13 protein-coding genes are annotated in these 12,507 nt (G+C 35.9%); all 13 read right to left on the reverse strand.

Annotated features, from left to right (window positions below; all coding sequences use genetic code 11):
• Positions 1-2 precede the first annotated feature (2 nt).
• The gene (gene ybeY / locus BVF91_RS06220) at positions 3-482 is read right to left on the reverse strand and encodes an rRNA maturation RNase YbeY (RefSeq protein ID WP_085112602.1); all 480 of its coding nucleotides are present in this window, start codon (positions 480-482) and stop codon (positions 3-5) included.
• Positions 479-2,539: an HD family phosphohydrolase gene (locus tag BVF91_RS06225; protein ID WP_085112603.1), complete on the reverse strand. Its 2,061-nt coding sequence runs from the start codon at positions 2,537-2,539 to the stop codon at positions 479-481. The genes ybeY and BVF91_RS06225 overlap by 4 nt, the downstream gene beginning before the upstream one ends.
• A gap of 5 nt (positions 2,540-2,544) precedes the next feature.
• The gene (locus tag BVF91_RS06230; RefSeq protein WP_085112604.1) at positions 2,545-3,543 is read right to left on the reverse strand and encodes a PhoH family protein; all 999 of its coding nucleotides are present in this window, start codon (positions 3,541-3,543) and stop codon (positions 2,545-2,547) included.
• The gene (gene yqfD / locus BVF91_RS06235; RefSeq protein WP_085112605.1) at positions 3,524-4,729 is read right to left on the reverse strand and encodes a sporulation protein YqfD; all 1,206 of its coding nucleotides are present in this window, start codon (positions 4,727-4,729) and stop codon (positions 3,524-3,526) included. The genes BVF91_RS06230 and yqfD overlap by 20 nt, the downstream gene beginning before the upstream one ends.
• A gap of 49 nt (positions 4,730-4,778) precedes the next feature.
• Entirely contained in the window at positions 4,779-5,051 is a 273-nt protein-coding gene (gene yqfC / locus BVF91_RS06240; RefSeq protein ID WP_013788273.1) for a sporulation protein YqfC, read from the reverse strand.
• A gap of 148 nt (positions 5,052-5,199) precedes the next feature.
• A complete protein-coding gene (locus tag BVF91_RS06245) occupies positions 5,200-5,643 on the reverse strand; it encodes a GatB/YqeY domain-containing protein (RefSeq protein ID WP_085112606.1) in 444 nt (147 codons plus the stop codon).
• Positions 5,644-5,655: 12 nt separating this feature from the next.
• On the reverse strand, positions 5,656-5,841 hold the full coding sequence (gene rpsU, locus BVF91_RS06250) for a 30S ribosomal protein S21 (RefSeq protein WP_013297679.1): 186 nt from the start codon (positions 5,839-5,841) through the stop codon (positions 5,656-5,658).
• A 112-nt stretch (positions 5,842-5,953) separates the two neighbouring features.
• Positions 5,954-6,298, reverse strand: a complete 345-nt coding sequence (locus BVF91_RS06255) for a histidine triad nucleotide-binding protein (RefSeq protein WP_085112607.1) — start codon at positions 6,296-6,298, stop codon at positions 5,954-5,956.
• Complete coding sequence (mtaB, locus tag BVF91_RS06260) at positions 6,295-7,668, reverse strand: tRNA (N(6)-L-threonylcarbamoyladenosine(37)-C(2))-methylthiotransferase MtaB (RefSeq protein WP_085112608.1); 1,374 nt, start codon at positions 7,666-7,668, stop codon at positions 6,295-6,297. Before mtaB ends, BVF91_RS06255 begins: the two co-directional genes overlap by 4 nt.
• Before the next feature lie 113 nt (positions 7,669-7,781).
• Positions 7,782-8,555, reverse strand: coding sequence for a 16S rRNA (uracil(1498)-N(3))-methyltransferase (locus BVF91_RS06265; protein ID WP_206199029.1), 774 nt, complete (start codon positions 8,553-8,555; stop codon positions 7,782-7,784).
• On the reverse strand, positions 8,525-9,451 hold the full coding sequence (gene prmA, locus BVF91_RS06270; RefSeq protein ID WP_085112609.1) for a 50S ribosomal protein L11 methyltransferase: 927 nt from the start codon (positions 9,449-9,451) through the stop codon (positions 8,525-8,527). Before prmA ends, BVF91_RS06265 begins: the two co-directional genes overlap by 31 nt.
• A 16-nt stretch (positions 9,452-9,467) precedes the next feature.
• On the reverse strand, positions 9,468-10,610 hold the full coding sequence (gene dnaJ / locus BVF91_RS06275) for a molecular chaperone DnaJ (protein ID WP_085112610.1): 1,143 nt from the start codon (positions 10,608-10,610) through the stop codon (positions 9,468-9,470).
• A gap of 52 nt (positions 10,611-10,662) precedes the next feature.
• A complete protein-coding gene (gene dnaK / locus BVF91_RS06280; protein WP_085112611.1) occupies positions 10,663-12,507 on the reverse strand; it encodes a molecular chaperone DnaK in 1,845 nt (614 codons plus the stop codon).

Genomic DNA, 12,507 nt, shown 5'->3' on the forward strand with positions numbered 1-12,507 from the left:
TATCACCTTTCTATTTTTAGACGTCGCATAACTTCTTCTTCTTTTTCCCTCATTACCTTTTTTTCGTCTTCTGTCTCATGATCGTATCCCATCAAATGAAACATGCTGTGTGCTGTAAGATAAGCAACTTCCCTTATAAAAGAATGACCATATTCTTCAGCTTGTTGCTTTGCCTTCTCCAAAGAAATTACTATATCACCTATAGGTTGTACTTCATCTAAATCATCATCTTCTTCGTCTATATCTGTGTATATTTCTTCAAACTCCACCAGTGGAAAAGACAATACATCTGTTTCTCTATCGACATTTCTATAATACTTGTTTAACTTATGAATCTCCTCATTGTCAACAAAAGATACGCTTACCTCTACGTCATCGACAACGCCTTCCACTTCCAACGCTGTTCGCACCACATCTTCTACTATCTTATCCAATCCTTGTGCATCAACTTTATCCTGTCTATTATCAATTAAAATATTCATTGTAACACCTCTGCCTTATTATTTTCTATTTCAGGATACTCTATCCTGCGATGAAATATTCCGTTTAAAGATGTCAAAAATGACTTTGATAAATCCCTTATGTCCTTCAAAGTCAAATTGCTTTCATCAAGCTGACCATCTTTTAATCTGTCGTCGATTATCTTGTTGACCATCTTTTCAATCTCATCGTCTGTAGGATCGTGAAGGGACCTTACAGCAGCTTCAATAGAATCTGCCAACATCAAAATTGCAGATTCTTTAGTCTGAGGTTTTGGGCCCGGATACCTAAACGAGTCTTCTTCACATAAATCATCTGTCTTTAACGCTTTACTGTAAAAATATTTTACGAGAGATGTACCATGGTGTTCCCGTATTAAATTTATTATATCTTCAGGTAACTTATACTTTTTAGCAAGCTCAACACCATCTTTAACGTGAGATGTAATCACAAGTGAGCTTAGATCTGGCGATATTTTGTCATGCAAATTTTCATCCGTAAATTGATTTTCTTTGAAAAAATATGGTCTTTTTACTTTACCTATATCATGGTAATATGCCCCCACTCGTGTCAATAGGCTGTTTGCACCAATTGCATCAGATCCTGCTTCAGCCAAATTAGCGACTATTATGCTGTGATGATATGTGCCGGGAGCATCCATCATCAGCTTTTTCAACAAAGGATTATTTGGATTTGAAAGCTCCAGCAATTTTAAGGGTGTTATGATGTCAAAACCAGATTCCCAAAACGGAAGTAACCCGATGGCTAATATAACACTAAAAGCACCGCTAATTATCCCCCAAAGGCTGTTTTCTAAAACAGATAAAATATTATTGCTATTAATAAGCCCTACTCCTAATATGGACAATGTATTAGCAACACTTACATATATGCCAGCTTTGACAAAATCGATTCTCTGCTTTGAATTAGCCATCTTTATGGCTCCAATTGTCCCTCCAAATATGGACATTACGAAGAAAGCCTGATTAAAATTTAGCATCATGCCACTTATAATAGAAAAGAATGTATTAAGCATTATGGCAATAAATGGATCCAATATAACCGAAACAGACAAAGCAATAAGCTCTGATGGAATGAGTAAAGGGTTTATATTTTTTAATGCTATGACAATAAAATAGTATATTATTCCTAAAAGATACAGTATTTGAATATATGCGTACTTCTCCCTCACTTTTTTATTAAGTTTAATTATATAATAGCCTGCAATAAATAAAGACACGCCTAATAAGACGATTATACCAGATAACATCGCAAAATCTACTCTGCTGTTATTCTTAAGAAGTCCCAATGCTTTTAAGACCTGAATTTGATCGTCTGTAACTATTTCACCGCTTACGATAATATTCTGTCCTTTCTTATAGACTACAGGCTCAACCTTTGAAGCAGCTTCTTTTTTTGCCGTCTCAGTCTCAGTCGCATTGTATATCATATTAGGAGATATGACAGAAGATAGTATTTTATATACTATCGGCTTTAGTTCTTGATTTAAATCTGAGCTATCTACAACACTTTTTACGCTGCTTAATGCACCAGATAAAGCATCATCTGTAATTTGGCGAGACATCGTGGCTTTTTCAGTTGATATAGCCAAAGATTCCACCGCAATTATTGTATTGTCTTCAGCAGAAAGCAAAACTTTAAGAGATTGGTCATCAAGTTTAATTGGCAATGTTTCTTTTAGTGTATTGAGCTTTTCGTCAATCTGTCCGTTGGACTTTCTAATGCTCCTAAGCTTATTGAAAAATTCAGTAAGCTTAATGTAAGATTCTTGTGCAACATTTTCATCGTAATCGTATTTAGGATTTACACTGTTCATGGCTTCTTGAATCTTTTTTTGTGTTGCCAAATTGTCAACAATATCCTTCGGTGCTTTAATATCTATCTGAGCAACATCTCCAGCTTTTATATCAATTTTAGGCGGCGCTATGGCTGTGTAAAACAAAAATATCGATACGATGATGTATATAGTCGTAATATATATCAAATATGCCTTTTGACTTAAAAATATTTTTTTTATCGGCATGTCCTTTATATGCATCTAAATTAATCCTCCCAAGAAGAATTTTCTTCTTCTGCATCATCAGTCTTTTTAGACTTTTCAAATACTTCATAAGCTTTTACTATCTTAGCAACAAGTGGATGTCTTATAACATCCTGCTCCTTTAACAAAACAAATTCGATGCCTTCTATACCGTTTAAAATCTCAATGACATCTTTAAGCCCTGATCTTTTTCCTTTAGGCAAATCCACCTGCGTAACGTCGCCTGTTATAACAGCCTTAGAGCCAAATCCAATCCTTGTTAAAAACATCTTCATTTGCTCTGGAGTAGTATTTTGAGCTTCATCAAGTATTATAAATGAATCGTCCAAAGTTCTGCCTCTCATATACGCTAATGGTGCAACTTCAATAAGCCCTTTTTCCATGTACTTTTGAAATGTTTCAGCCCCAAGAATATCGTATAACGCATCGTACAATGGCCTTAAATACGGGTCAACCTTCTCTTGCAAATCGCCTGGCAAAAAGCCCAGTCGCTCTCCCGCCTCAACTGCGGGTCTTGTCAAAATGATTCGACCGATTTCTTTGTTTTTCAAAGATGTTACAGCCATTGCCATAGCAAGATACGTCTTCCCAGTACCTGCTGGCCCAATTCCAAAGACAATTTCATTATTTCTTATGGCATTTACATATCTTTTTTGGCCATAAGTCTTGCATCTTATCTGTTTCCCTCTTGATGTAATACACACAATGTCAGATAAGATGGACTTTAACTTTTCTTCCTCCCCCATGTTGACTAATCTCATAGCGTATAAGACGTTTTGAGCTGTTATAATCTCACCACTATTGATTATATCTATAAGCTCACTAAACACCTTTTCTGCCCCATCAACATTGGCATCTTCACCGCTGATTTTAATCATATCATCTCTGACGACAATTTTTACATCCATTCCTTCTTCAATCAATTTTATATTTTCATCGAACTTGCCAAATAAATTTGCAGCTTGTTCAATATTATTGATATCAATTGTTACTTCTTTCAATTTTTACCTCCGTATTATAATTGATGTTTTCTTGCGTTCCAATATCCTCTATCACTTCCACTATAACATCAGCCCGCAGCACGTTTGCGTTTATCATTGTCATCTTTTGTTGTCTATTGACTATTTTAGCATCTTTTCCAAAAGCAGATGAAATGTTTTTAAGAGCATTTTCTACAGCTAATTTTTCCGCTTCATCTTTTGTCAACTTCACTTCAATCGGCACCGTCTCGTAATATGTCTCATTTATGATTTTTATTGGAGAAGCAGATGAAGTCAAATTTCTCACTTCTCTATCATAATTTTTAAAATCGATTTTTCTCGACGAAAGAGTCAATGTGCTGCTTCCCATTGCAATTTTTGTCATAATTATTTTTCTACCAGTTCTCTTGTAGTTTTGCTGCACTAAATTAACATCTGCGTAGCCTTCATACCAAACTCTTGCCAGTATTGTTCCCATTGAATGCACAAACCGCGTGTTTGTATTGGGCCTTTCTATTATCCCAGATACTAAGACGTCTCCCGTCTTTACTGTATCACCAACTTTTTTTAAAGCATCACCTTCTAATACTGTCATTTTATATATTATACCATCTTTTTTAGCTATTATATTACATGGCACATTTTCATCTATTACAGCAGGTGGTGCAGTTTTCTTCACAACCTTAACTATTGCTTTTGTACCTTTTATGTCAATACCAATCCATGCAACATCTTTTTCATCCACCAAAAATTCTTGTTGAATCTTATGAATATCTATTGATGACTTTAAAGCACCAGCTTTAAGTCCCAATTTGTCGAGTTCTGAAATTATAGAAGCTTCACTTATATTTTGTCCACCATCTATCTCAATAGACCATATAAACATCGAAAAAATATATGCTAATATCACACACGCTGCTGCGCCTAAAACCAACATTCTTCTCCTCTTTAAATAAAAGACAATAAATGGCAACCCTCTTTTTTCAACGATGTACACCCTGCAATTCGTCATTTTCGTATACGGCAAAAGCAGCTTAAATCCTTTCAAACTGATCTTTGCTACTATTGTAGTGTGGTTTGTCCTTTCCACATCCCATACATATATGTTTTTAGATATAACAATATTTAAAAATCTCTCTATTGACAAGCCTTCTATTCTTATAATAGCATACCCGTATAAAAAATTCCACAATTTTATGGCCAGCAAGCAAATACCCCCTTCTGCCTTTTTATTCTATTGAAAATGTAAAAAATTCTCATACAATTATTTCTATATTCAATATTTTACCAGTAATGACCAATATCTCTGTCATGACTGAATTTATAATCATGTTTTTACCTGTTATTCTAATCATTCCTATCGTAGAATTAATCCTTATCCTTTCAGGAATATATTCTATTATACCTCTATGGTTTTCTACTGTAATTTGCGTGTTGCCTATTACTGTTATCTTAGGGAGATTCAACAAAACATCTTTGGGAAAATCCACTAAATTTAGAATTCCCTCTTTTATGGTATTTGACTTCATGATAAAGCCTCCTCCCGTTAAATCTTATGAATCTTTAAGTAAAAACATTCTTTTAAGGAATTTTAAAATAAAATAAAAAAAACATGGACCTATGTTCCATGCAATAAAAGCAAAAAAACTTGATACATCTAAGTACCAAGTTTTTTTATCATTGTAAGTGCTGCGAAACTATCGTCTTAACTTTATTGCCATCAGCTTTGCCTTTTACAAGAGGCATCACTTTGCTCATAACCATTCCTATATCATTTTTGTTTGTAGCACCTGTCTCGTCGATAACGCCTCTTACGATCTCATCTATTTCATCATCGGTCAACTGCTGTGGCATATACTCCAGCATAATTTCTATTTCACGATTTGCTTTATCTACTAAATCTTGCCTGCCACCTTTTTCGTATTCAGGCAAAACTTCTCTTCTTTGTTTTATTTCTCTTGAAATTACATTAATGACCCCTTCATCATCAAGGACTTTTCCTGTATCCTTTTCTACTTGCAATATCGAAGATCTAACCATGCTTAATATATTCTTTCTGAATACATCTTTTGATTTCATAGCATCAACCATGTCTTTGTACAATTGATCCTTAAGGGCCATAATCACACTTCCTTATTTCCCAAATTTGTACTTTCTTTTTCTTGCTGCTTCTGATTTCTTTTTGCGTTTTACGCTTGGGCTTTCATAATGTTCCCTTTTCCTTAATTCAGAAAGAACGCCACTTCTTGAGCATTGACGCTTAAATCTTCTCAATGCATTATCAAGGGACTCATTTTCTCCAACACGAACTTCTGACACTGTAATCTCCCTCCCTCCGGATAAACTGCCAAATGTAAGCTGCATTTATTGCTGCAAATATTATTGGGATATCTTAATATATTATAATCTAAAAACCAATTTGTGTCAATGTTTACCCTGGAGGCCATGTCATAAATCTACCGCCTAAAAGATGAAAATGTATGTGATGAACAGTTTGTCCACCGTCGTCGCCACAATTGGATACTATCCTGTATCCTTTCATATCGATCCCATACTGCTTTGCTAGCTTTTTCGCAATTATATAGACATGTCCTACAAGCTCTTTATTACTATCATCAATGTCCAATGGAGAGTCAATGTGAGCTTTTGGAACTATAAGCAAGTGAACTGGCGCTTGTGGATTAATGTCGGGAAAGGCAACCACATAATCATCTTCGTAAATTATTTTTGATTCAATCTCCCTATTTATGATCTTGCAAAAAATGCAATCACTCAATTTATTTCACCTCCTTCAACAATCTTGCCAATAGCAAAATCTTTTTTTAAATCTATCAATTTTACAGGTAGTATTTTATTCTTAATGTTTAAATCTGTCTCTACAGCCACTCTTATATAGTTATCAGTAAGTCCTTCCACATAATCATCTAACTCTTTAGTCCTCTGTTCAAATAGCACATTTAAAGTGCTACCTAAAAACTTTCTGTAAAATTTCAATTCGCATTCTTCTGAAAGCTTAATTAATATTTTACTTCTCTCTTCCTTGACAGAATTTTTGATTTGGTCAGGGTAGTCTGCCGCTTTTGTGCCTGCCCGCCTTGAATACTTAAAAACATGCATCTTGCTAAATTGTATGTCTTTTACAAAATTATAAGTTTCATTAAACTCCTTCTCAGTCTCTCCTGGAAACCCTACCATTACATCAGTTGTTATCGCCACGTCCTTGATGTACTTTCTTACTCTCTCTATGATCGTTTTGTATTCGCTTGTTGTGTATCTTCTACCCATTCTTTTAAGAACACTGTCCGAACCGCTTTGCAACGAAATATGATAATGTCTGCAAAATTTAGGCAAAAGAGAAACTTCTCTTACGAAATCTTCGGTTAAAAATGTAGGCTCAATTGAACTTAAGCGTATTCTTTCGATACCGTCGATTTCGTGTATCATCTTTATTATATCAAGCAAATTTACATTTTCCAAGTCTTTGCCATATGATGCAACGTGTATACCTGTCAATACTACTTCTTTATAGCCATTATCCTTAAGTCTTTTAACTTCATCCAATATGTCATTGGGCTTTCTGCTTCTTATAGGCCCTCTGGCATACGGTATAATACAATAAGTGCAGTATTGATTACATCCATCCTGTATCTTTAAATACGCCCGCGTATGACCTTCTTGGGCCGATATTTTAAGTTCTTCGAATTTTCTATCTTTAAATATATCTTCAACGGCAATTACCTTATTAGCATTTGCCGCTTTCTCTACTAATTTAACTATTTCTCCTTTGTTTTTAGTGCCTAAAACAACATTGACTTCGGGTATATTTAAGACTTCATTTAAAGCCACTTGCGAATAACAGCCAACCACAGCTACTACAGAATCTGGATTGATTTTTTTAGCCTTTCTTATTTCCTGTCTTGATTTCATATCACCTCGACCAGTCACAGTGCATGTATTTATGACATACACATCGGCATATTCATCAAACCTTACAACATCATATCCTGAACTCTTGAAAATCTCAGCCATGGCTTCCGTTTCATATTGATTTACTTTACAACCTAAGGTAAAAAATGACACAATTTTTTTGCGGCCATATATATCATAAAATTCATCAGCGTCTAAAGCTATGTTTGCCTTTGCCACTTCGTAATATTCCTCCCATATTGTTTGTTATAAAACTCAAGATTTATTATAACATTTAACGAAATATAAAAAAATAAGCCTCGAAAATATTTAAGAGGCAAAGTAAAAATCGTCTATCCTAAATCTCCCAACTCGTACAAAATTATAGAACCAGCCACAATACCGGCCGTTTCTGTCCTTAAAATCCTTGGGCCCAATGTGACAGTCACAGCACCATTTTTAGTCGCCATGGTTACTTCACTGGGCGAGAAGCCACCTTCAGGCCCGATAAAAATGCAAATATTTTTTGCACCATTATTCTCCTTTAAAACATCTTTTAACCTAACATTGGTCTCTCTTTCATATGGCATTACACATAAATCAAACTCATGGATGTAATTCACAGCGATATTAAAACTTATCGGCTCCAACACTTCTGGCACTATCAATCTTCCAGATTGCTTTGATGCTTCTTGAGAAATTTTATTCCACCTGTTTATTTTGTTTCCTATGCTTTTTTCTTTAATCTTTATAATAGAATATTCGGTTTCAACAGGCACAATCTTTTTTATTCCAATTTCTGTGCATTTCTGAACAATCAAATCCATTTTGTCAGACTTTGGCAGTCCTTGAAATAAAGTCACATTTATAGAACTTTCTACGACTTGATGCAACTCATCGACTATCTTTAATAAAACAGATGTGCTTTCTATAGAGAGAATAGAAGCATTGTACTGTTTTACTCCATTAGAAACCACCAAATCAGTTCCAATCTTTAGCCTTAATACATCCTTTATATGATGAGCATCATCACCATATATCCTGACTATGCCATCTTTTATATCCTCATCTTTTATAAAAAGTCTTCTCACGGCACTCACTTTTTCCTTGATAATATTGCAACCCATTCCCCATCTTCTTTAACCTCAATAACGTCAAAATATTCGGAAATAGCATTTAAAACATCATCTTTACGATCTTTAATTATTCCGCTTGATATGAACAAGCCATTTTCTTTAAGTTTTTCGTGTATATCAAAAGTAGCTTTTATTATTATATCAGCTATAATATTTGCGACTATTAAATCCGCCTCACCATTTAGCTCTTTTAAAAGATCGCTTTTCAAAACCTCGATATTATCCAGTTTGTTTAATTTTACATTTAGAGAAGCCACTTTTAATGCAACTTCGTCCACATCGACTGCAAAGACTTTTTTTGCACCTAACTTAGAGCTGACAATTGACAATATACCTGTACCGCACCCAACATCAAACACGGTATCGCCACTTTTAACATTGTCTTCTAAAAATTCTATGCACATTTTTGTAGTCTCATGGCTGCCTGTGCCAAAAGCCATGCCTGGATCTAACTCAACTACTATCTCATTTTCTTCTGGGTTATAATCTTCCCACGATGGTTTTATGACAACACGCTTGCCAATCTTAAAAGTCTTATAATACTTTTTCCAACTGTTTGCCCAATCTTCATCATCGACTTCAGTCGTTTCAAACGTAAAATCTCCGATGTCCAAATTATATTCTTTAAGCCCTATTATTCTATCCTTGATTATGCTTAATTTGTCAATTGTACTGGGAGTAAGAGGGAAATAAGCTGATATTACAACTTTATCGCTATCTACAATCATATCAGGATCTATATAGTCCCATTCATTGCTGTCATTTAACATCTTTAAATCATTTGGATCTTCTATGACAACACCGCCTGCACCAACTTCATGCATTATATTTGTTATAGCTTCCTCAGCTTCCACTGAAGTCGTAATTTTAACTTCAAGCCATTTCAATCATATCACCCTTTTTTTATGCTCCAAAAGCATCTTTTACTTTTTGAAAAAATGATTTACTACCGCTATCATTGCTAAGTTTGTCAAACTCCCTCAATAGCTCTTTTTGCCTTTCCGTCAATTTCTTAGGAACATCGATATATACCTCTACAAATTCGTCACCACGTCCTCTTCCATTGATATGAGGTATTCCTTTGTTCCTAAGCCTAAACACCGTTCCAGTCTGAGTTCCAGGCGGAATATTGTATATAGCTTTGCCATCAAGAGTAGGAACTTCTATCTCTGCACCAAGTGCAGCATCTACAAAGCTAATAGGCATTTTAAGCAATACATTGAATCCATCCCGCTTGAATATCTTATGAGGTTTTATGCTTATTACAATAAAAAGATCTCCATTAGCTCCTCCTCTTTCTCCTGGTTCACCTTCACCTCTTAATGATACCATTTGTCCTTCATCAATTCCAGCAGGTATATTAACCTTGAGTTTCCTTAGTTTTCTTATCCTTCCAGTTCCATGACACTTTGAACATGGATCTTTGACTATCTTGCCTTCTCCATGACACCTAGGGCACGTTCTCACATTGACTATCCTGCCAAACGGCGTATTTTGCGTTATTCTGACCTCACCTGTACCATGACATTCGGGGCATGCCTCTACTTTCGTTCCTGGATTTGCACCTGAACCATTGCATCTATCGCATTTTTCATACCTTTCAACTTCAATCTCTTTCTCGACGCCAAATGCAGCTTCCTCAAAGGACAAAGTCAGATTAATCCTTATGTCATTTCCTTTTTGAGGGCCAGTTTTTCTTCTGGTACTGCCTCCAAACATATCACCAAATATATCACCAAAAATGTCGCCAAAGCCGCCAAAATCAAATCCACCTTGGCCAAAACCACCAAAGCCACCAAAATCTCCTTGGTTGAAACCACCTTGATTAAATGCTGCATCGCCAAATTGATCATACTGAGCTTTTTTCTGAGGATCTGACAAAATCTGATATGCTTCATTTATTTCTTTAAACTTTTGTTCTGCCTCTTTATTGCCAGGATTTAAGTCAGGATGATACTTCTTTGCAAGAGTTCTATAAGCCTTCTTTATATCTTCATCACTGGCATTTTTATCAAGGCCTAATATTGCATAATAATCTTTTGCCATACACATCACCTGCCTTTCTCAACATGAATGAGAACCAGGATTGCCCTGGTTCTTATTTATTATCTTTGTTGTCATCTTCCATCCTATAGTCTGCTTCATATACATTCTCTTTATTAGATGCTCCACCACTGCCACTATTATAGCTATTTGTCTGACCTGTGCCGCCTGCTTGTTGATATATGCGGGAAGATACGTTATAAAATGCTTGTGACAATTTTTCTGAAGCACTTTTTATAGCGTTAATATCGCTACCTTCAAGAGCTTTTCTTACATTTTCTATCTCTTTATTTATATCATCTTTTTCTTGTTGTGTCATCTTGTCCGCCAAATCTTTCATGGTCTTTTCGGCTTGGTATATCAATGAATCTGCATTGTTTCTTACTTCTATCTCTTCTTTTCTCCTTCTGTCTTCTTCTTCATGCTGTTTCGCTTCATTCATCATTCTGTTTATCTCTTCTTCGCTTAAGTTAGAAGAAGAAGTGATCGTTATGTTCTGAGATTTTCCTGTACCCAAATCTTTTGCAGAAACATGGACAATGCCATTAGCATCAATGTCAAATGTAACTTCTATCTGAGGCACTCCTCTTGGAGCAGGTGGAATTCCAGTCAATGTGAATCTTCCAAGTGTCTTGTTGTCCCGAGCCATCGGTCTTTCACCTTGCAAAACATGTATCTCAACAGATGTCTGTCCATCCGCAGCAGTAGAGAATATCTGGCTCTTCTTTGTAGGAATTGTAGTATTCCTCTCTATTAATTTTGTGAATACGCCACCAACTGTTTCAATTCCAAGAGAAAGCGGTGTAACATCCAGCAATAATACGTCTTTAACTTCGCCTCCTAATACACCACCTTGAATTGCAGCCCCTATTGCAACACATTCATCTGGGTTTATGCCTTTGTGCGGTTCTTTGCCCATTATCCTTTTTACTGTCTCTTGAACGAATGGTATTCTCGTCGAACCACCGACTAATATCACTTTATCAATGTCTGAAGGACTAAGCTTCGCATCGCTTAATGCACGGTTTACTGGTTCAACAGTAGATTGCACCAAATCATTAATAAGTTCCTCAAATTTTGCTCTTGTAAGATTTACATCTATGTGCTTAGGGCCTGTAGCATCAGCTGTTATAAAAGGCAAGTTTATGTTAGCTGTCATAGCAGAAGAAAGTTCTATCTTTGCCTTTTCCGCCGCATCTTTAAGCCTCTGCATTGCCATCTTGTCGTTTCTCAGATCGATCCCATACTCTTTTTTGAAGTTATCTGCCAGCCAATCCATGATCCTCTGGTCAAAATCATCACCGCCTAAGTGGTTATTACCACTTGTAGCCAATACTTCGAATACCCCATCGCCTATCTCAAGTATAGATACATCGAATGTACCACCGCCTAAATCGTACACCATTATCTTCTGATTGCCTTGCTTGTCAAGCCCATATGCCAATGAAGCCGCAGTAGGCTCGTTTATAATCCTCTTTACATCAAGTCCTGCTATCCTACCTGCATCTTTGGTTGCCTGCCTTTGGCTGTCATTGAAATACGCAGGAACTGTTATTACAGCTTCTGTAACCTTCTCTCCTAAGTACGCTTCAGCATCAGCTTTTAATTTCTGCAGTATCATTGCTGAAATCTCTTGCGGTGTATAACTCTTTCCATCAATAGTTACTTTGTAGTCAGAACCCATATGTCTTTTTATAGACATAACTGTCCTTTCAGGGTTTGTAATAGCCTGCCTTTTTGCGACTTGGCCTACTAATCTTTCACCTTCTTTTGTAAATGCTACAACAGATGGAGTTGTCCTGGCCCCCTCTGAGTTTGGTATGACTACCGGCTGTCCTCCTTCCATCACAGCTACGCACGAAAAAGTTGTGCCAAGATCAATTCCTATAATTTTTCCCAT

It is taken from the genome of Thermoanaerobacterium sp. PSU-2, assembly GCF_002102475.1.
Lineage (GTDB): Bacteria > Bacillota > Thermoanaerobacteria > Thermoanaerobacterales > Thermoanaerobacteraceae > Thermoanaerobacterium.

Coding starts and splice junctions, on each gene's coding strand:
- ybeY (WP_085112602.1), bottom strand. CDS start 482: ATGAATATTTTAATTGATAATAGACAGGATAAAGTTGATGCACAAGGA.
- BVF91_RS06225 (WP_085112603.1), bottom strand. CDS start 2,539: ATGCATATAAAGGACATGCCGATAAAAAAAATATTTTTAAGTCAAAAG.
- yqfC (WP_013788273.1), bottom strand. CDS start 5,051: ATGAAGTCAAATACCATAAAAGAGGGAATTCTAAATTTAGTGGATTTT.
- BVF91_RS06245 (WP_085112606.1), bottom strand. CDS start 5,643: ATGGCCCTTAAGGATCAATTGTACAAAGACATGGTTGATGCTATGAAA.
- BVF91_RS06265 (WP_206199029.1), bottom strand. CDS start 8,555: ATGGGTTGCAATATTATCAAGGAAAAAGTGAGTGCCGTGAGAAGACTT.
- dnaJ (WP_085112610.1), bottom strand. CDS start 10,610: ATGGCAAAAGATTATTATGCAATATTAGGCCTTGATAAAAATGCCAGT.
- dnaK (WP_085112611.1), bottom strand. CDS start 12,507: ATGGGAAAAATTATAGGAATTGATCTTGGCACAACTTTTTCGTGCGTA.